We start from the raw sequence: 20571 nt of genomic DNA, 5'->3' as shown, positions 1-20571 counted from the left end.
GATCACATGTGTCGAACACCGATGCTAGGGAGAACGATCACCGTCACCCACCCCTAACGTCCCCTACTCCCCCACCCGAATAAAGGAAAAAGCCCGGCGCGTATGCCGGGCCATAGGGGTTTTCTGGCGCTGCCGGGGCCGTACCGGTCAATTACCGCGCCGGAGAGAAGAGCGCAGGTGGGACACCGTGGCGGCAGGCGGCGGCGGGGCGGGGGACCGCCGGAATCCGTGCGGGAATTGTCGGGGGGAATGCGAATTCCTCATTACCGCGCTCCGCCTCACTCCGTGTAGCGGTGCTGGCGCGCATATTGAATTGCCTGCGCGCGGTCCTTGCTTCCGGTCTTGGCGAAGATCCGGTTGATATGCGTCTTGACGGTGGGTTCGCTGATGAACAGATGCCGGGAGATTTCGCGGTTTCCGAGCCCGGCGGCGACCAACTTGAGCACATCGATCTCGCGTGCGGTGAGCCGGTCGGCAGGTGCCGGGGCCGGCTGGCTGCGGGTCGCCGCCTGGACCAGGGTGCGCTGCACGCCGGGATCCAGCAGCGCCTGGCCGTCGGCGGCCGCGATGATCGCACGGGCGATCGCGTCCTTGGTGGCGGACTTGGTGAGGTAGCCGAGCGCACCGGCGTGCAGCGCCTCCAGGGCCAGGTCTTCGGAGGCGTAGGTGGTGAGGACGACGACCTGGGTGTCCGGGTGGTCCTGCCGCACCCGCCGGGTGGCCTCCACACCGGTGACATGCGGCATGCCCAGGTCCATCAGGACGACGTCCGGGCGGTGTTCGGCGACCAGGGCCACCGCTTGCTCGCCGTCGGCCGCCTCGGCCACGACGGTGATGCCCGGCATCGTCCCCAGGAGGAGAACGAGCCCTTCGCGTACCGCCGCCTGGTCGTCGGCGACGATCACCCGGATGCTGGCTTGTCTGGTCACGGTGCCAGTTTCCCCTGCCGGGTGGGCCTCATTCAATCGGCGTCGAGATCAGCTGATCGTGTATCAGGTTCACGATGTCCGCACAGCGGTTTTCGAGCAACCGCCCACCGTCGACCCAGGCTTCGACCTCGAACCGGTCCCGTGTGCAGGCCCGCCACTGCGGCTGGGCGGGGACATCCGTCGCGCCGGCCAGCGCGACGACCGGCGAACGCAGCCGCACGGTCTCGAACTTGGGCGATGCCCCCCAGTTGGCCACGAACGTGCACCGCGGCGCGATGTCCGTCTCCTGCTCAAGCCGGCCCGCCACCCGTAGCGCGATTTCACCGCCGCTGCGGTGCCCGAAGAGCGCGAGGGGCAGATCGGTCCAGCCGCGGAGCAGCCGCACGCTCTCGCTCACCACCTCATCGAGGTCGCCCATGGTCCCGTCCGCGTCCCGCACGTCATGACGCGGGTACCGGACGGCCAACACCTCGACCGACGGCAGCAGTTGCCGCGCCAGGTGCCATAACGCCCCCGAGGAGTCCGCCGCATGCGGAAAACACGCCAGCCGGAAGGCCGCCGGCTGCATCGGCCCGGCGATCCTGATCAGCTCGACATCGCGGTCGGCAATCGGTTCACACATCCACACGTTCCACTCTCCCGCCGGTTCGCGCTGGTAGCTCACGGCCGACGATACGGAGTAGGGACGATCACGGCGTCAGTTGCCGAGGTGGAGTTTTGCCCACCCTTGGGTGGACAAAACTCCACCCCTACTGTCCGTGCCGGAGGTTTGGGGCCGACAGGGGTCGCCGTCCCTCGGCGGTCGGGCTAGGCACGACTGCCGAGCGTGTGTGTTCAGCGTCCCAATGAGGTGTCCAGAGGGTTGACGCGCCAGTAAGCGGAATCCAGAATCCCGCTTACTGTTCGACATTGCCGAACAGGGGACACGTTGTCGTCACTGCGCACGGAGCCGAGCCGCCGCTTCAAGGCTCCGTGCGCAGTCGGCACCCAGTGGCCACGCGGGCTCCTCCTGCGCGGTCCGCGAAAGGAACGCCATGCGTCTGAGGACCCTCCCCCTGGCCCTGGTAGTGGCCACCTGCACCTTCTTCGGTTTCGCCGCCGGCCCCGCACAGGCCGACGACATCTCGCCGCCCGGCGCGAACGACTGGACGTGCAAGCCGTCCGCCGCGCACCCCTATCCCGTCGTGCTGGTCCACGGCACCTTCGAGAACATGGCCAAGAACTGGTCGGTCCTGTCGCCGCAGATCAAGGACGCCGGGTACTGCGTCTTCGCGCTCAACTACGGCAACGACGCCACCGCCCACATCGCCGACTCGGCCCAGGAACTCCACACGTTCGTCGACTCCGTACTGGGCGCGACCGGCGCCAAGAAGGTCGATCTGGTCGGTCACAGCCAGGGCGGAATGATGCCCCGCTACTACCTCGACTTCCTCGGAGGTGCCACCAAAGTGGACGAACTGGTGGGAATCGTCCCCTCGAACCACGGCACGACCAACCCCCTGACCATCCCGACCGGATATGCCGGCTGCGACGCCTGCACCGAGCAGATGGCCGGCTCGCCGTTCCTGACCCACCTCAATGCGAACGGGGACACGGTGCCGGGCCCCGACTACACCGTGATCACCACCACGCACGACGAGGTCGTGACCCCGTACACCAGCGCCTTCCTCGACGGACCGGCGCAGCGCGTCACCAACGTCACGCTCCAGGACCGCTGCCCCCTGGACACCTTCGAACACGACCAGAGCCCCAACGATCCGGTCGTCGCCCAGTGGGTCCTCAACGCCCTCGGCCGCAGCGGCCCCGCGGACCCCGCCTTCACGCCCCACTGCACCTGACCCGTCGGAGGGCACGTCCCAGTGCGCCACCCGGTCGGCTCCCGGCGCATGGGTGCGGGCGATCAGCAAGGCGATGTCGGCGGCGGGACGACCGTCCCCGTCCCCTTTCTTAGCGGGATGTTAGATCTGGTGGCGACGTCTTGTTCCGCCGCACCGGCGCACGCATGCTCTGGGCACGTCATCACCCCTCTCACCAGGGGTCTTTCGGTCAGGAGCCGCCATGTCACTGTCTGCCGGAACGCGCGGAACACCGCCGGGCGGCGAGCGCGCGAAGCGCCGTCTCGCTCTGGTCGGCGGGTCGCTCGGCAATCTCGTCGAGTGGTACGACTGGTTCGTCTACGCCACCTTTGCGATCTACTTCGCCGACTCGTTCTTCCCGGGGGAGAACCCGACCGCGCAGCTGATGAACACGGCGGGGATCTTCGCCGTCGGGTTCCTGATGCGGCCGGTCGGAGGCTGGATCCTCGGACGTGCCGCGGACCGCCACGGACGCAAGAGCGCGCTCACCCTCACCGTCGCCATGATGTCGGTCGCGGCACTGCTCATCGCCGTTGCGCCCACCTACGGGCAGGCCGGCTACTTCGGTGCGCTGGTCCTGCTGCTGGCGCGGCTGTTGCAGGGGATGAGCATCGGTGGTGAGTACGCCGCGAGCGCCACCTATCTGACCGAGGCGTCGGCCCGCGGTCGCCGGGGGCTGGGCTCGTCCCTGCAGTACGTGTCGATGACCTGCGGCCAACTGCTCGGTCTGGGCATTCTCATCACCCTGCAGCACACCCTCAGCAAGGACCAGCTGTCGAGCTGGGGTTGGCGGATCCCGTTCGTGCTGGGGGCGTTCTTCGCGGTGGTGGTCTTCTGGCTGCGGCGGCGCTTGCAGGAGACCGAGGCATTCACCGAGGTGTCGGCGGCCGGCGCCTCGAAGGACGACACCCGCGGCACCCTGAAGGCGTTGTGGGCGCACCGCCGTCAGGCGTGCCTGGTCATGGCGCTCACCCTCGGTGGCACGGTGGCCTATTACACGTACACGACGTACCTGACCAAGTACCTGATCGGCAGTGCGGGCCTGCCCAAGTCCACCGCGACGCTGGTCAGCTTCACCTCGCTGGTGGTCTTCGCCGTGCTCCAGCCGTTCGCGGGGGCGCTGTCGGACCGCATCGGCCGCCGTCCGCTGCTGATCACCTTCGCGTTCGGCTGCACGGTCGGCACCTACCCGATCATGATCGCGCTGCGGTCGGCGTCGTCGTACTGGTCGGCGCTGGGGCTGTCGCTGATCGCCCTGGTGATCGTCACCGGGTACACCTCGATCAACGCGGCCGTGAAGGCGGAGCTCTTCCCCACCGGGGTGCGCGCGCTGGGCGTGGCGCTGCCCTACGGGATCGCCAACGCGCTCTTCGGCGGTACGGCGGAATACGTGGCGCTGTGGTTCAAGGACGCGGGCCACGAGACCATGTTCTTCTGGTACGTGTCCGGGTGCGCGCTGGTCTCCCTGGTGACGTACGTCCTGATGCCGGACACCCGGGACGCCGCGCTCAGCCGGAGCGAGACGGCCTCCGAGGCGGCGTCCGCATCGGCCGTCGTGCCGGGCGCCCCGCTGGAAGCCGGCAGCTGATCTTTCGCCGCGGCCCGGGCACATCGGCAGCCTCTTTCCCAGAGGCTGCCGATGTCGTATGCCAGAGGGCACACTGTCCCAGGTGACAGGGGTACGACAGGGGTAGGCCCGCATGCATGCACTTCTGGTCGAGGACGACGACCGCATGGCCCACGCCCTCGGCATCGCCCTCGCTCAGCGCGGCCACACCGTCCGCAGGGTCGGCCGGGCCTCGGACGCGCTCCAGCATGCGCACGAGGCCGAGTTCGTCCTGCTCGACCTCGGCCTGCCGGACCTGGACGGCCTTGAGCTGCTGCGGCGGCTGCGCGCCGTCTGCGCCGCGCCCCTGATCGTGGTCACCGCCCGCTGCGGGGAGCGCGACATCGTGCAGGGCCTGCGCGCGGGCGCCGACGACTACGTGATCAAACCGTTCCGGACCGCGGAGCTGATGGCGCGCATCGATGCCGTACGCCGGCGCACGGACGTACCCTCCGGCGGCCGGAACGCGGGGGACGGCGACACCGGCGGGCCGGTCCGCACCGGTGATGTCGAGATCGACCTGGGGGCCCGTACGGTCACGGTGGCGGGGGCGGAGGTGCGGCTGCCCCGCCGGGAGTACGACGTGCTGGCGTTTCTGGCCGCGCGGCCGGGCGAGGTGCACTCGCGGGAGGAGATCCTGGACCGCATCTGGGGCGATGTCTTCCTGACCGCCTCACGGTCGCTGGACGTCCATGTCGCGGGCGTCCGCGCCAAGACGGGTCGGCCGGGCCTGATCCGCACGGTCCGCGGATTCGGCTACCAGCTGGGTGACGGGGGCCGGGAGGACGGCCCATGAGGCGCCGGCTGCTGGCCGTGCTGATCGTGCTCATGGGAGTGGCGGTGCTGCTGCTCTCCGTCCCCCTGGCCGGCAGCCTCGCACAGAGCCGGACCGAGCATCTGCTGCTCCAGCGAAGAGCCGACGCGGCGCGCTTCGCCGATCTCGCGGACCGGTTGCGGACGCCGACCGACCGGGCCGAGCTGTCCGCCGAGATCGACCGGTACGCCGAGCTGTACGGGGCCGCGGTACTGGTGGAGGACGCCGCAGGACACCCGGTCGCCCGGGCCGGGCGGGGCGCTGCGGCGAAGGCCGCTGCCGGGGCGGTGGACGCGGGGAGCGGGGCCCTGACCGGCCGCCCCACGGCACAGTTGCCGACGATCTGGGCTTGGGGCCCGTCCACCGTGGTGCTGGCCGAGCCGGTGGGCCAGGACGAGCGGGTGAGCGGAGCGGTGGTTCTGGCCGCCCCCACCGATGCGGCGCGACGGGACGTGACCGTCCGCTCCGCCCTCATCGCGGCGGGCGCGCTCGCCGCCTTCGTCACGGCTGCCCTGGTCGCGGTGGGGATCACCCGGTGGCTGATGCGCCCGGTGCGTGATCTGGACCGGGCCGTCGAGAAACTGGCCGCCGGCAGCCTCCAGGCGCGGGCCGCCTCCGACACCGGGCCGCCGGAACTGCGCCGACTGCGGCGGCACTTCAACAGCATGGCGGAGGCGGTGGCCGACTCCGTGGGACGCCAGCGTGACTTCGTCGCCGACGCCTCCCACCAGCTGCGCAACCCTCTGGCGACCCTGGTGCTCCAGTTGGAGAACATCGAGCCGCACCTGGGTCCCGGCCCGGGCCGGGCCGAGTTCGCCCGCGCGCTCGACGAGACCGAACGGTTGGGGGAACTGCTCGACGGACTGCTCGCGCTGGCCCGGGTGGAGTCGGGCAGCGCGGCACTGACCGACCAGGACCTGTCGGCAGAGGTGCGGGAGCGGGCGACGGCCTGGGAGTCCGTCTTCCGCAAGACCGGTATCGAGCTGACCGCGGACGTCGAGGACGGCCTGCGGGGGCGGGTGCTGCCCGATGCGGTGGGCCGCGTGCTGGACGCGCTGCTCGACAACGCCGCCAAGTTCCTCCCGCCCGGCAGCCGGGTCGAGGTGCACGCCACGCTTCGGGACGGCACCGTCGTCGTCCGTGTCGCCGATGACGGACCCGGGGTGCCAGCGGACCAACTGCCCACCCTGATGCGGCGTTTCGTGCGCGGCGCGCAGCACCAGAACGTGCCCGGCAGCGGGCTGGGCCTGGCCATCGCCGACGAGATCGCACGCCTCAGCGGCGGCCGGCTCACCATCGGCCACAACACGCCGCGGGGCCTCGCGGTGGAACTGCTGTTGCCGGAGAGCGAGGCGAGGCGGTGATCGCCGCCTTCCGGCTGCCTGGTGCGGTTGCCGGTCAACCGTCCCGCCGCTTGGTGCGGTTGCCGGTCAGCCGTAGGCGGAGCGGTAGTAGTCGACCGCACCGGGGTGGAGCGGCACCCCGCCGGTGGAGATGGCGAAGCGGGGCTCCAGCCGCGCCCCCGCCGTCACGTCCCGCAGCAGGTCGCGCCACCGGGCGAAGACGACCTGGAGCAGTTCGCGCACCGCAGGTTCCGGCACATCGGCCCGCGCCAGCAGGTAGTTGCCGACACCGATCGTGCCCACCGGCTCCCCCAGCCCGTACGCCCCGGCCGGAAGCGTAACCGCCGAGTACACCGGGCCGTAACGCTCGCGCAGCGGCCCCACGAAGCCGTCCAGCGGCAGAAAGCGCAACGGCACGACACGTGCGAGTTCCGACAGTGCGGGCGTCGGCACGCCGCCGGACCAGATCAGCGCATCGACGGTGCCGGTGCGCAGGGCCCGCACCGAAGCGGCGAGGCCGAGCCGTTGCGCGCGCACGGCCCGGTCGCCGGTCAGTCCGGCCACCCGCAACAACCGGCCCGCCAGCACCTGAACGCCCGAACCGTCCGCTCCCGTGGCGACCGGGCGCCCGGCGAGTGCCCGGACCGTTCGGACCGGGCCGTGCGCGGGGACGACGAAGTGGGTGTAGTTCACATAGACCCGGGCCAGTGCCCTGACCGGAATCGGCCGGGAGAATTCCGCCCGGCCGTGCACCGCGTCCTCGGCGACGTCCGCCATCGCCAGCGCGAGCTCCACCGACCGCCGGTCCAGCCGGCGCAGGTTGTCGACACTCGCCGAGGTACCCACGGGGACGATCTCCAGCCGGTGATCGCCGGCAGTGACGGCCTCGGCCAACGCCCGACCGAAGGCGTGGTACGGCCCACCCTGCGGGCCCGTGGCACACCGCAGCCGCCGCACGGGACCGGACTGCGACGCACATCCGGCCAGGAGGGCGGCCAGTCCACCGACACCGAGCCCCAGCACGCTCCGGCGGCCGAGTCCGCCCCCCGGCTCCGCGCCGGCCCGCGCCCCGGGTGCCGTCGCCCACCCCGCATCTGCGCTGGTCACGGGCGGGAGTGTAGCCCGGGACCGCACGGGACGACCATGGCTCCGGCAAGCGTCCGGCGGCTGCGTGCTCACTGCTCCTTGTTCACGCCGGGTCGGTCTCGTCGGGAATCAGCCGCAGCGAGATCGAGTTGATGCAGTACCGCTGGTCCGTCGGCGTCGGGCACCCCTCGCCGCGGAAGACATGGCCCAGGTGGGAGCCCCAGCGGGCGCAGCGGACCTCGGTGCGGTGCATGCCGTGGGAGTGGTCCTCGAGCAGCTCGACGGCGTCGGCGTCCTTGGGGTCGTAGAAGGACGGCCAGCCGCCATGGTTCGTGGATTCACGCTACTCGCGCAGCATCCGCAGCCAGGAAGTGTCGAGCAGATATCCGAGCGCTCCGCCCCCCCCATTTCCACTATGCGATGAAATCCAGTGGTCTCATCCAGTATCCTGACTCAGCGTGTAGAAGCCCGCTACCGCAGGTAGCAAGACGCGGCCGTCTCTGAGCCACAGCGACTGGCGGTGGCAACATCTGCGCACTCTTTGAGATCTGGCGCAGCAAGGCAGGGGCCACCGAGGATCTGGGGGATCATGGTCTGGGTAAGCCCTGCTGGCTGCGGCAACGAGGTACAGCCCGCAGATGTTCCACGCTGGAGACAGCGCATCCTGGCGGAAGCGACCAGCATCGCTCACGTCTACCTTGCCGGAGCCGAGCACGGCCAGCCGCTCACGCGTCAGCTCAAGGAAATCACCGAGAGCACCATTGCCCCGGACTATCGCGGCCGGGCCCTGGTCGAGCTGCTGCAGAACGGTCACGACGCCCACCCCCGTGACCGCAGTGACGGTCGTGTGGAGCTGGCGCTGCACCCTGACGAAGGGGATCACGGCGTCTTTTACGCGACTAACGGCGGGTCTCCGCTGAACGACGACAACTTCACGGCGCTTTGCCGTGTCGCCCGGTCGAGCAAGAGCCCTAGCGAGGGCATCGGGCACAAGGGGGTGGGGTTCAAGAGCGTTCTACATCTGACGGACGCCCCGGAGATCTACAGCAGGGCGACTCCAGGTTCCGGCCGCTTCGACGGCTACTGCTTCCGCTTCGCCCGGCCTTCGGACTTCGACGACCTCGCCGCTCTGGTCGCCCCCGACCGCCCGGGCTTCGCGGATGAGCTTCGGGCCAATGTCTCTTCCCTGCAGGTCCCTGTCTGTCTGCACGACGTCCCCGCCCGTGTGTCGGCCTACGCCACCGAGGGGTTCTCCACCGTCATCCGGCTGCCGCTGCGCTCGGCAGAAGCCCGGGAGGAGGTCGTGCGGCAGCTACGGGAGATGAGTGACCAGAACGTGCCGCCCTTCGAGCTTTTCCTCGAGCGGCTCGGCGCCGTGGCCCTCGTGGACGAGAGCGGAGGCACCGAGGCGCGGAGGGAATACAGCCGGAAGGCGACCGATCTCCTTGTCCTCGACGACCTGCGTGTCCAGGAAGTACGCCTCAGCCGTGGACCACGCCTTCTCATGGTGACCAGCCGGATCGACGAGGCTTCGGTCGGTCGTGCCATCGCTGAGAGCCGTACGGAACGCAGCATGGGCGCGACATGGGAAGAATGGCACGGCGATGCCGCCGTCAACGTCGCCGTATCGATGGACGAGACGATTACCGCGACCAGGATGTACACCTTTCTACCCATGGGGGCAGGCGCAAAGGCGCCATTTGCGGGGTACCTCAACGCCCCCTTCTTCGCAGGCCTGGACCGCCGCTCCCTCAACCGGGACATGCCGTGGAACAGCAGGCTCCTCGACCAGGCCGCGACCGCATGCGCCCACGTCGCGCAACTGGCCGCAGCCAATCAGCTCTCCCTCCCCGACGGCGCCCTGCTGGACCTCGTCAGCTGGTACACCAACGACATTCCCCGGCTGGCGGCAGCCTTCGCACGAATCGGCACCGACCTCGACACCATCCCCTTCATCCCGGTGCTTCACCCTCGGCTGGGCCGCACCTGTCTGGGACGGGCCCAGGTTTGGAAGCCTCAGCAGTGCACACGCTTCACTCCCGCAGCCGCCGCACTTACCGGCGTACCTGACCTGGTGGACCATCAAGCCATCGGACCACGGCGACTGGACCGCCTGGAGAAGCTGGCCGTGTACCGGAAGCGTGCACTGCGGCCGGCTCCCTCAACCCTCGCCTCTTGGGCGGAACGGTGTGCAGCGGCGCTGGCCGCTGACAATGCATCCGGTCAGGCTTGGGGTGAGTTCTACGACGATCTCGCAAGGACCGTCTCCGCCGAGCAGTGCCTGGACCGTACCCTGCTCCTCACCCACGAGGGTGCGCTGGTCCGCCCCTCCACTGACAACGGCAACGTCTTCTTCGCGCCCGAACCCCTCCCCGGCACACACGGGACGGGGCACCCCCGTGCGCTGCCTCCGGCACTGAACCGGCACATCGTCTTTCTCCACCCCGGCATTGCCCTCACCCTCGTCACGACGAACCGGCCTACCGAAGGCAGAAAGTGGCTGGAGGGCAACGGGCTGGTACAGCGCTACTGCACCGAGACCGTCCTGGAACTCATCGCTCATGCCATGACGGCAGCCGGTGGCGAGGAGCATCAGCTCCACGCGTGCCTCGCGGCGGCCTTCCAGACATGGAGCGGCAGCACGACGGCCGACGGCACCGCCATCACGGCGCACCTGCTGGTACCCACGGTGGGGGGCTGGCTCCCCACACATGAGGCCGTGTTCGGCGAGGAGTGGCCGGACCCAGCCGGCAGCAGGATCGATGCCGTACTGACAGAGTTTCTACAGCGTTCCGACACTCGCTGCCCCTCCCTCGACGACGTAAGCCGCCGTCTCCTGCTCTCCCCCGCCGAGGTGTTACCCGAGGCACCCGCCGCTCAGCTGCAGCGCTTCCTGGAGCAGTGCGGCATCCAGCACGGGTTACCCCTGCAGTCCGTCCCGGTGAGCATCCGGGTGCTGGGCCGGCATCTGGCCAGGCCGCTGATGATGCCGTGGGAGTCCGGCTGGGGGCTGCACCAGGAGGAATTCCGGCAGTGGATCGCCGCGGCCGACCGCACGGCATCCCCCACAAGACCGAGTCCCCATCTCTCGTACGAGTGTGAGAGCCTGCACCGCATCCCGGGCCAGGAGATCTTCGACGGCCTCGGTGACACCGGCCGGGAGCTGTATGCCGAACTCGTCCTGCACGGCCTGCAGACCTGGCCCACATATTCCGCGGAGTTTCGCTCGGGCAGTTGCACGATCACCTGGCCGTCTCCTCTGGTCGGATTCCTCTCCAAGGCCGCCTGGTTTCCGCAGACCGTCCCCGACAACCGCTCCACCGCGACCTTCCGCCGGCCGGACGAGGCGTGGCTAGTACCGGCCCAGGACCGTGCCCCTGACTTCCTGCCGACCCAGCCCGCCCGCGTGAACCGCCACATCGACGAACGAGTCCAGGTACGCCTCGGGACGCTGGGCGTCAGGAACTGGAAAGATCCCGCGTCTGCTGCGGACCGGGTGCAATACCTCGTCGATCTGGTGCGTGACACACCGGCCGTACGGCACGCTCGGCACGCGTCCGCAGTCCGAAAGGCGTACGAAGTTGCCTGGGCGGATCTGCTGCCAACCAGCAGTGCCGAGTCTCCAGCCGGCCCCAAGACCTTGGACGTCCTCGTCCAGCGGTCGGGCGTACTGGGTGTCCTGCCCGCAAACGGTCCCGAGGGCATCTACGTACGCGATGGTCGGGGGGCCGCAGTCCACGGCCTGCTGGAGCAGACCCGGGCGGCCGTGCTGCCGCTGCGTCGAACCGGTCTGGCGGCCAAGGTCCAGAAGTACCTGACCCGGCACGGAGGGACCTCTCTCCGGCCGGCCAGCAGCGCCAACGTCGAGCTGATCGTCGACGGTGAGTCATTCGACCGGGCCGTGCAGCAGGGTCTGCTCGACGCGGTCGGGCCGTGGCTCCCCGTGGCCGTGGCAGGGCTCCTTGAGCTGCACCCCCAACCGGGGCAACTGCAGTTCGCAGAGGTCATGGAGACACTCAGCGCGGCCACACTCACGATCGCCCGCCAAGTCACCCCCATCATCGAAGGACATCCCGCCCCGGTATCGGACCGGGCCCACGCACTGCTTCACAAAAGCCCCATGGGCCCCGACATCGTGAGTGTCCCCGGGATCGCGGCGGATGGTTCGGGCCTCCCCATGTGGCCGGCCGTGCAGGCTGCGAGCACCGTCATCACGGATCTGCTCGGCGTGCCCGGACTCGCAGACTCGCTACGACTCCATCTCATCGACCTGGAGCGCCGATGCCCCGCACCGCGCGCGGTCACCGTCGAGGACATCGCGAGTGTCCTAGAACTGGACGTGGCGGAACTCCGTGATCTGGCCCTCGGATACGCGGTGACGGAGGCGACCGTGGACCGCGTGATGCCGCTGCTCGCCTGCATAGATGCAGCCGTCGCCGAACAGTTCGTCGTCGAACGGCATACGCTCAAAAGTGCCCAAGACCTCGAGACTTGGCTCGTGTCCCGGCTGGCGGGCACCGATGCCCAGGCCGGGCTCCTCCTCGCTCTGGCCGACTCAGAGGACCTGTACGGGGCTCTGTGCGCCCTGGGGATCACTCTGCAGGAGGCGAACAGTCGGTGGCGTGCGCACGGCTATCAACTCCTGCACCACGCGGACGGGCACGCCCGACAGTTCGAGTCCTGGATGCAGCGCCACAGCGCACGGCTCACCGATCGTCTCCGCGACGCCTTCGTGCTCCGCTATCAGAGGGACGGAGACCCTCAGGGCTACATGGAGACCTGCGCGGCGCTGTCAGCCGTGGGCCCAGATCCGTCCTGGCTCGACGTGCACTGGAACCTCTCCGACGACCTTCTGCACGCGCACCTCGACGCCTGGCTCGCCACGCGCGCACCGTCCGTACCGATGAGCGGTCCGCCCCTGCCGCCTGTCGCCGAGCTGAGCCGACACAACCGCGAGAAGATCCGCCAATGGCTGGCCGAGCCGACTGCCCACTTCGCCTCGCAGGACCTCCTGCCCGAGCCCACACCGGGCCTACGCCGTCCGTCCGCGTCGCAGGCAATCAGGGCACTCGCCGCCCATGGCCTACTCGACTTCGAGGAGCTCACGCCGGAGAGCACAGTGCGCCTGCTCCGCCGCCTGGGCCTGTGGACCGTCGAGGACGTCAGGGCAGCACGTCGTACATCCGAGGAAGGGAAGGAGATGTCGGTTCAGCGGCAGCACGGTCAGAGTCCGCGGGCCGGAGCCATTCCGCCCACAGCCGCGGACGCCCTGCCCGCCTTCGCCGAAGACTTCGCCCGCCGGCTGGGCTCCATCCGGTCGACAGCCGACCTCACCCCGGCGCCGCCCCGATCCCCCGCCCGAGCCGTCGGCCACCCCCTCCGACCCGGAGGCACGACGGCCCCCGCACCGGACAGCATGAGCGCTCAACAGATCGGTCTCGCCGGAGAGATGGTTGCTGGAGAGTGGCTCCGGCAACGGTATGGAGTTCCCCCAAAGGAGAGTTGGGTCTCCGGTTTCCGGAACACAGTGCTCGGCGACAATCGAGGCGATGACGGTCTCGGCTACGACTTCGTGATCACGCTGCCCGAAGCCCGCCACTACTTCGAGGTCAAGGCATCCGAGCGGGACGACTACGAGTTCGAGCTCGGTGCTACCCAGGTCCGCCGTGCGCGCGAGCTCGCACTGGACGAGACGTACTCCGTTCTCTACATCTCCCACATCCGTGACGAAGACGCCCGGCTCCTGACCTGCCTGCCCAACCCGTTCAGCCCTCAAGGCCGACCGCTGTACCAGCTGACGGCCGAGACCCGTCGGCTCCGCTTCTTCCCTCTCCACGGAAAGCGGGAGCCGTAGAGAGTCGGCTACCACGTGATGGTGGCGCTTCACCTACCGCGACAACGAGAAGTCCGGCACTCGAGTACGCCAAGCGCTGGGGTCGCAAAAGGAAGTGGTGGAAGGCCGACAACGGCGCTCTGCCCGCCCCCAGCCGCGGGCAGAACCGCATCGTGCTGGCAGCATTACCGCGGCGGCGTAGTTGAGCCCGCTGAGGGCGGGCTGTCCGCGAGGCGTATGGGGGCTCGCGGGCCATCCGCCCAGGCGGAGCACCCCGTTGGCGGCGTCGCCCAAGCGGATCGCCCCCACCGAACACGGAGGGGCTCACCCCTCGTCCGGCACCAATCGCAACGAGATCGAGTTGATGCAGTACCGCTGGTCCGTCGGGGTCGGATAACCCTCCCCCTCGAACACATGCCCGAGATGCGACCCACACCGCGCGCACCGCACCTCCGTCCGCACCATCCCGTGTGAACGATCGGCCACAAGTTCCACCGCATCCGAGTTGCGTGCATCCCAGAAGCTCGGCCAGCCGGATGAGGTACGACCCGCGCCTCGGCGACCCGGCCCCGTTTCGACTGGACCGGCGGCACACCCGGCGGGTCGTTGTCCGCCGTGTCACGATTCCTGGCGTCGGCTGCTACGGCTGCGCACACCTCAGCAGCGAGGCGCCGCCGCCAGACCCGGGCCGGCCATGCCACGGCGTCGAACTCACCAGGGACAAGAGATAGGTGACGAGGCCTCAGGAGAGTCCGGCGCGGATCCAGCAACGGTACGGCAGCGGGTTCGGCCCCTCATGGGGGTCACCCCGCCTGACCCGTGCATTTGCTGATCGCTCCGTTGATGCCAGGGAACGTGCTGGACGTTGAAGCGGAATGTCGGCGGCTCCGCTATGGCCTGCGGGAACGTCCCGTCCTAGCCTTCGATCCAGCACGTATTCACCAGTCGGCGATCGCCGTCGTCGCGCCGCTCACCCGCCCTCACGGCCGTACGGGCAGTCGCACTCGCCGGACAGCCCGCCGGGCCCCTCCAGGGCCAGCTCCCTCAGATTCGCCTCGGTGATGCCGCGCATGGTCTCTTCCACCCTGCCCCTGGTGCTGTCCGTTACGGCCGGCAGCATATGAGTGGCAGTGAGTCCGACCCGGCGGTCCAACGAAGTCCGTACCGCGCGCTGCGCGCCAGACCATGATGGCCTGCCCACTGGCCGGAGTGCAGGTGTTTCTCCAGCAGCCGGCCAGCCCGCCGCCGACGGCCTCCGGGAGCCGCATCCGGCAAGCACGGAGAGGGTGGAGACACCGTACGCGGCCCGGGAGACCCTGGTGGTTCCCGGGGTCGTGGCGAGGGATGCGGTGTCGACCGGGTGGTCCGCAGTGTGCACAGCTCACGGGGCCGTCCGGGCGACGGTCGCCCGGGCGGCCCTTGAGCGCAGGGGACTCAGCCGTTGGCACCGGCCGGTGTTGTGGTGGTGGTGAAGCCTTCCTTCTTGTTGGCGTTGAGGGCGAACTCGTTGGTGAACGTCTTGCCGAGGTCCACCGACGAGGTCACGCTCCCGACCAACTTCTCGGTGGCCAGTGCGGTCTTCGGGCCGCCGGCCGGCATGATGCCATCCGGCAGGAACTGGCCCTTGTCCTCGGTCAGCGCCTTGATGTAATCGGTCTTGGTGACCAGCTGGTTCTGCACGTATGACGCCGGCAGCTTGTTCGCTATGTCGGCCGCGCTGTGCGTGTTGATCCAGTGCATGGTGGCCACGAGCGCGTCGACGACCTTCTGCACCGCGTCCTTGTGCGAGTTGACCCAGTCGGTGCGGGCGAGGACGCTCGCGCCCGGGAACGGGCCGCCCAGCGCCGCCTTGGCGCCGTCGGTGGTGGCCAGGTCGATCGCGGAGGTGCCGACGCCCTTCTTCTCGACCGCGGCGACCGTCGGCTGCGTGGTCATGACGCAGTCGGCCTTGCCGTTCTTCAGCGCGGCGACGGCCGTGGAGCCCGCGCCGACCGCGAGCCGGTGGAACTGGCCGGTCTTGACGCCCTTCTTCGCCGCCATGAACTGGGTGAGGGTGTCGGTGCCCGAGCCCAAGTCGGTGACGCCGAGTGTTTTGCCCTTGAAGTCTGCGGCCGATGTCACGCCGCTCTTCTTGGTGCACATCTCCCGCTCGCCGGGCGCGCCGGACAACTGGACGACGTCCTCGACCGCCTTCCCCTTCGCCTGGAACTCGATCGTGTGGTTGTACCAGGCGCCGGCCATGTCCACCTGGCCGGAGGCCATGGCTTCCTCGGCTCCGACGCCGCCGTTCTGCTCGGTGCTCAGCTCGACCTTGACGCCGTACTTCTTGTAGAAGCCGAGGTTCTCGGCGAGCTGGTAGGGCAGGTAGATCTGCTTGTCGAGGCCGCCGGCCATGAGCTTGACGGTCGGGGTACCGCCGGAGCCTCCGGAGCCGGACGACGCGGAGCTGCCGGAGTTGCTGGAACACGCGGTGGCGGCGCCGAGGGCGAGGACGGTGATGATCGATGCGGTGAGGGTTCTCTTGAGCATGGCGGGGCCTGCACCTTTCGGGAATGCGGGGAGTGAGTGCTTTCGGGGATGCGGGGGCCCGGGAAGGGCTACGAACAAGGGGAAAGCGGGAGTCAGAGAGCGTTCGCCTCGGAGGGAGCCGGCGGGCGCCAAGCGAGCAGCCGGTGTTCGAGCTTGCCGATCAGCCACTCCGCGCCGAGGACGATCACCGCTATGACGAGCATCGTGGCGAACACGCCGTTGGGGTCGAAGTTGTTCTGCGCGGTCTTGATGACCAGGCCCAATCCGCTCTGCGCGCCGAGCACCTCGCCGACGAGCGCGCCGACGATGGCGAAGCCGAAGGCGCTGTGCAGGCTGGCGATGATCCAGGTCAGCGCGGAGGGCACGATGACATGCCGGGTGATCTGCATCCGGGAGGCGCCGAGCACCCTGACGTTGGCGAGGACATTGGGGTCGACCTCGCGCACACCCTGGAAAGCGTTGAAGAAGACGATGAAGAACACCAACACCGCGGCCAGAAGGATCTTCGGGGTCACACCGATACCGAAGGCGACGATGAAGATCGAGCCGAGGACGATGCGCGGGATCGCGTTGACCATCTTGATGTAGGGACCGAGCACGTCGGACAGATAGCGGCTCTGCCCGAGCGCGACGCCGAAGACGATCCCGGTGAGGGAGCCCACAGCGAAGCCGACGAGCGCCTCCTGGAGGGTTGTCCAGATGTTGGAGTAGAAGGAGCCGAACTGCGTGCCGTGCTGGAAGAGGTCGATCAGCCGCTGCCAGATGCCCGACGGCTGCCCGAAGAAGAACGGGTCGACGATGCCCCAGGTGGTGAACGCCTGCCAGCCGCCGATCACAAAGACCGCGAGGCCGACACGGCCCGCCCACACCCGGGCGACACGGCGCCGGGCGGCACGCTGCGCGGCGCTCGCGGCGGGACCCTTCCCGCCGTCGGCGACGGGGACCGCGGAAACAGTGGACGTCGTACTCATTCCTTGCCTCCTGCGGTGAGTGCGTACGCGCGCTCCACCTCTTCGCGCAGCGTGTCCCAGATCTGGTGCTGGAGTTCGATGAAGCGGGGCTGGAAGCGGATCTCCTGGACCGAGCCGCGTGGGCGGGGCAGGTCGATGTCGAAGACCGCCTTGACCGAGCCGGGGTTGGACGTCATGACGACCACCCGGTCGGCGAGCGCCACCGCTTCGTCCAGGTCATGGGTGATGAAGATGACGGACGGGCGGATTTGCTCCCACAGGGTCAGCAGTTCGGTCGACATGATCGCCTTGGTCTGCACGTCCAGGGCCCCGAACGGCTCGTCCATGATCAGGATCTTGGGTTCGTTGATCAGCGCCGCGGCCATCGCCACGCGCTTGCGCATGCCGCCGGACAACTGGTGCGGATAGCGGTCCTCGAACCCGGACAGACCTACTCGGCGCAGCCAGTCGCGCGCCGAAGCCTGGGCCTGCTGCTTGGGCACCCCGCGGAACACGGGGCCCATCAGCACGTTGCCGAGAACGGTCTTCCAGGGCAACAGTGCGTCGGCCTGGAACATGAAGCTGACACCGTCGGTGATGCCGTCCACCTCACGGCCGCCGACCTCGACCGAGCCCTCGCTGGGCCGGTCGAGCCCGGACACCATGCTCAGGGTCGTCGACTTGCCGCAGCCGGTGGGACCCACCACGGCGCAGAACTGGCCCGGCTCCACGGTGAACGAAACGCCTTGCAGCGCCGTGAACACCTCACCGGCAGGGGTCAGGAATCGCTTGGTGAGCCCGGAGATCTCGATGCGCGCGTCCGCAAGGTCTGCCGCACCGGCGCCCGGGCTCGTCGCGACATCGTTTCGCGAAGCCATGTGGGGCCGTTTCCTTCCTTCTTTCGGAATTCCTCGGGAATTCCTCGGGGACTGCCTCGTGGGATTCCTCGGGCGTTCCTCTCAGGCCGAGGAAGGCAGACGCTAGAGGCGGCCTCGCGTTACGTCGCTGTTTCCGAGCTATCTCGCGATAGTCGCGTAAAGCGGGCTTCTGCTCGTTTTACTCAGTGGACGGAGGGTGGGCAGCGTCCCGGCTCTGGGGCACAATCGCGCCACCCGGGCACCCCACACAGGCCGTCCCGGCATGTCGCACCACCGGAGCGAAGAGGCACTCGTGGCACCCATCCGTTTCCGGGCAGGCCGCGGCGGGAAGCGGAGGCTTTCCACGCGGATCCTCGCCAACCAGCTGGTCATCCTCGCGCTCACCGGCCTGATCGGCTTCGTCCTGTTCGCGTTCGCGCAGCGGGCCGAACTCGACCGCTCCTACGAGCAGCGGGCCCTGGCGATCGCCCGGACCACGGCCGCGGAGCCGCAGATCAAGCAGGCCATGGAGTACGGGGGCGGCGGCGACGTGGTGCAGACGGTCGCCGAACGGATCCGCCGGGCCTCCGGGGCGTCGTACGTGGTCGTGATCGACCTGCACGGCATCCGGCACTCGCATCCCCTCCCGGCCCTGATCGGCGAACCGGTGGCCGAGCCGATCGTGGCCAAGGACGGCCGCGCGCACGTCGGCACCGACCAGGGCGCGACCGGGCGGTCCGCCAACGCCAAGGCCCCCACGTACGGGCCGTCCGGCGCACTGGTCGGCGAGGTGTCGGTGGGCATGCCGGAACACGACGTGCTCGGCGAGCTGTGGCACGAGCTGCCCACCTTCGGGCTGTACGCCACGATCGCCACCGCGATCGGCGCGACGGCGGCCTATCTGCTGGCACGGCGGCTGAAGCGGACCACGTTCGGCCTGGAACTCGAGGAGATCGCCGGTCTGTTGCAGGACCGCGAGGCGATGTTGCACGGCATCCGGGAAGGGGTGGTCGCCTTCGACCCCGACGGCAGGATCACCGTCGTGAACGACGAGGCCCGGCGGCTGCTCGGCCTCGGCACCGCGCTCGGCCACAGGCTGGAGGAGGTGCTGCCCGACGGCCGGCTGCGCCGTGCCCTGGACGGCACCCTGACCGGCACCGACGTCAGCGTCCTGACCGACGACCACTGTCTCGTCGTGAACCGCATGCCGGTCACCCTGCACGGCCGCGAACTGGGCGCCGTGGTCACCGTACGCGACCGCACCGAGCTGATCGGCCTGCTGCGCGAACTGGACTCCGTGCGCGGACTGACCGACGCCCTGCGAGCCCAGCAGCACGAGTTCACCAACCGGATGCACATCCTGGCCGGTCTGCTGGACATCGGCGAGCACGAGTCCGCGTACGAGTACGCCATCGAGACGGCCCGTTCCGGGCAGGCCCTGACCGAGGCCGTGCGCCGACACATCGGAAACCCGCTGATGGTCGGGCTCATCGTGGCCAAGACCACCGTCGCCGCCGAACGCGGGGTGCGGATCGTCCTCACCGACGACTCCGCGCTCGGCGACGACCCACCGCACCTGCGGCGACTGCTGACCATCGTCGGCAATCTGCTCGACAACGCCATCGACGCGACCGCCGAGGCACCGTCCGCCGACGGCGGCCGCAGGATCCGGCTGACGCTGGCCGAGAGCGACGAGCTGATCTTCGTGCGGGTGGCGGACAGCGGTCCGGGCGTCCCCCCTGGCTCCTCCCAGTCGATCTTCGAGGACGGTTGGTCCACCCGCCCCGAACGGGGCACCGCCCACCGCGGCCTGGGGCTTGCCCTGGTGCACCGGCTGGTGCAGCGGCACGGCGGCACCATCACGGTCAGCGAAGGCCCGGGCGCGTTGTTCACGGTCGTACTGCCACAGCCGGACCAGGCGCCGACGCCGGCACCGCAGGACGCGTTGTTCACGACGGCGTTGCCGATGGGAGGTGACCTGTGATGATCCGGACCCTCGTGGTGGACGACGACTTCCGGGTCGGGCAGATCCACAGCGACTACGTGCGCCGGGTCCCGGGCTTCGAAGTGGTCGGCGAGGCGACGACCGTGGCCGAGGCGTTGGCCACGGTCCGTACCTTGCACCCGGACCTGCTGCTGCTCGACATCTTCCTGCCCGACGGCAACGGCCTCGACGTCCTGCGCCGGCTCAGCCAGGACCAGGGCGAAAGCCGCCCCGACGCCCTCGTGATCACCGCCGACCACGACATCTCCTCCGTCCGCGCCGCGATGAAACTCGGTGCCGTCGGCTATCTGGTCAAGCCGTTCGGCTCCGCCGACCTCGCCGAACGGCTCGACGCCTACCACCAGCTCCGCGACCGCGTGGACACGCTCAGCCGGACCACCACGGCCGACCAGGCCGACGTGGACGCCCTGTTCAGCGCGGCCCGCCCACCCGCCGTCCCCCGGATCCCCGCCAAGGGCCACTCCGCGCCCACGCTCAGCGCGATCCACCAAGCCCTGCGCTCCGCCCGCAGTGACCTGTCGGCCGCCGAGGCCGCCGAGGCGACCGGCGTCTCCCGCGCCACGGCCCAGCGCTACCTCTCCTACCTCGTCAAGGAAGGCATGGTCCGCCTGGAACTCCGCTATGGCACCAACGGCCGTCCCGAACACCGCTACCGCATCGCTCACTGAACCGCGCAGCCGAAGCCAGGTCAATGCTGCGGCGGGCGGCACACGTCGAACCGGAACTCAACCAGTTCGCGAGTCACCGGATTCACAGGGCTCCA

General features: G+C 69.3%; 13 protein-coding genes and 2 pseudogenes. 7 read left to right on the top strand and 8 right to left on the bottom strand.

The window, feature by feature from the left end; genetic code table 11:
* Positions 1 to 278: 278 nt before the first annotated feature.
* Complete coding sequence (locus B1H19_RS30730; RefSeq protein WP_083107962.1) at positions 279 to 929, bottom strand: response regulator transcription factor; 651 nt, start codon at positions 927 to 929, stop codon at positions 279 to 281.
* Positions 930 to 957: 28 nt separating this feature from the next.
* Complete coding sequence (locus B1H19_RS30725; RefSeq protein WP_159028157.1) at positions 958 to 1593, bottom strand: thioesterase II family protein; 636 nt, start codon at positions 1591 to 1593, stop codon at positions 958 to 960.
* A 370-nt stretch (positions 1594 to 1963) separates the two neighbouring features.
* Between B1H19_RS30725 and B1H19_RS30720 the strand changes: the two genes are divergently transcribed.
* From B1H19_RS30720 to B1H19_RS30705, 4 genes are all read left to right on the top strand, one after another.
* Positions 1964 to 2767, top strand: a complete 804-nt coding sequence (locus B1H19_RS30720; RefSeq protein WP_083107960.1) for an alpha/beta fold hydrolase — start codon at positions 1964 to 1966, stop codon at positions 2765 to 2767.
* A 220-nt stretch (positions 2768 to 2987) separates the two neighbouring features.
* Positions 2988 to 4373: an MFS transporter gene (locus tag B1H19_RS30715; RefSeq protein ID WP_083107959.1), complete on the top strand. Its 1386-nt coding sequence runs from the start codon at positions 2988 to 2990 to the stop codon at positions 4371 to 4373.
* Positions 4374 to 4485: 112 nt separating this feature from the next.
* Complete coding sequence (locus tag B1H19_RS30710) at positions 4486 to 5187, top strand: response regulator transcription factor (protein ID WP_083107958.1); 702 nt, start codon at positions 4486 to 4488, stop codon at positions 5185 to 5187.
* On the top strand, positions 5184 to 6569 hold the full coding sequence (locus tag B1H19_RS30705; protein WP_083107957.1) for a sensor histidine kinase: 1386 nt from the start codon (positions 5184 to 5186) through the stop codon (positions 6567 to 6569). The genes B1H19_RS30710 and B1H19_RS30705 overlap by 4 nt, the downstream gene beginning before the upstream one ends.
* Positions 6570 to 6635: 66 nt before the next feature.
* Here the strand turns inward: B1H19_RS30705 and B1H19_RS30700 are convergent, their stop codons facing one another.
* Both B1H19_RS30700 and B1H19_RS30695 read right to left on the bottom strand, forming a co-directional pair.
* Entirely contained in the window at positions 6636 to 7655 is a 1020-nt protein-coding gene (locus B1H19_RS30700) for a TAXI family TRAP transporter solute-binding subunit (RefSeq protein ID WP_237289584.1), read from the bottom strand.
* An 82-nt stretch (positions 7656 to 7737) separates the two neighbouring features.
* Positions 7738 to 7965: pseudogene (locus tag B1H19_RS30695) on the bottom strand (peptide-methionine (R)-S-oxide reductase); the annotation flags it as partial.
* 258 nt (positions 7966 to 8223) lie between these two features.
* Here B1H19_RS30695 and B1H19_RS30690 point away from each other — a divergent pair.
* Positions 8224 to 13488, top strand: a complete 5265-nt coding sequence (locus tag B1H19_RS30690; protein WP_083107955.1) for a sacsin N-terminal ATP-binding-like domain-containing protein — start codon at positions 8224 to 8226, stop codon at positions 13486 to 13488.
* 303 nt (positions 13489 to 13791) lie between these two features.
* Here B1H19_RS30690 and B1H19_RS30685 read toward each other — a convergent pair.
* The 4 genes and pseudogenes from B1H19_RS30685 to B1H19_RS30670 all read right to left on the bottom strand — a co-directional run.
* A pseudogene (locus tag B1H19_RS30685) lies at positions 13792 to 14001 on the bottom strand (peptide-methionine (R)-S-oxide reductase); the annotation flags it as partial.
* Between the two features lie 900 nt (positions 14002 to 14901).
* On the bottom strand, positions 14902 to 15996 hold the full coding sequence (locus tag B1H19_RS30680; RefSeq protein ID WP_083107954.1) for an ABC transporter substrate-binding protein: 1095 nt from the start codon (positions 15994 to 15996) through the stop codon (positions 14902 to 14904).
* A 92-nt stretch (positions 15997 to 16088) separates the two neighbouring features.
* Positions 16089 to 16967 carry an ABC transporter permease gene (locus B1H19_RS30675; protein WP_083107953.1) on the bottom strand — a complete coding sequence of 293 codons (879 nt, stop codon included), beginning with the start codon at positions 16965 to 16967 and terminating at the stop codon, positions 16089 to 16091.
* Entirely contained in the window at positions 16964 to 17824 is an 861-nt protein-coding gene (locus B1H19_RS30670; RefSeq protein ID WP_083107952.1) for an ABC transporter ATP-binding protein, read from the bottom strand. Before B1H19_RS30670 ends, B1H19_RS30675 begins: the two co-directional genes overlap by 4 nt.
* A gap of 292 nt (positions 17825 to 18116) precedes the next feature.
* On the opposite strand from B1H19_RS30670, the gene B1H19_RS30665 reads away from it, so the two are divergent.
* Complete coding sequence (locus tag B1H19_RS30665; RefSeq protein WP_237289582.1) at positions 18117 to 19787, top strand: ATP-binding protein; 1671 nt, start codon at positions 18117 to 18119, stop codon at positions 19785 to 19787.
* Positions 19787 to 20476 carry a response regulator gene (locus B1H19_RS30660; RefSeq protein ID WP_083107951.1) on the top strand — a complete coding sequence of 230 codons (690 nt, stop codon included), beginning with the start codon at positions 19787 to 19789 and terminating at the stop codon, positions 20474 to 20476. Before B1H19_RS30665 ends, B1H19_RS30660 begins: the two co-directional genes overlap by 1 nt.
* Positions 20477 to 20571 lie beyond the last annotated feature (95 nt).

The sequence above is a fragment of the Streptomyces gilvosporeus genome (assembly GCF_002082195.1).
Classification (GTDB): domain Bacteria; phylum Actinomycetota; class Actinomycetes; order Streptomycetales; family Streptomycetaceae; genus Streptomyces; species Streptomyces gilvosporeus.
This window is presented reverse-complemented; position numbering and strand designations above follow the sequence as displayed.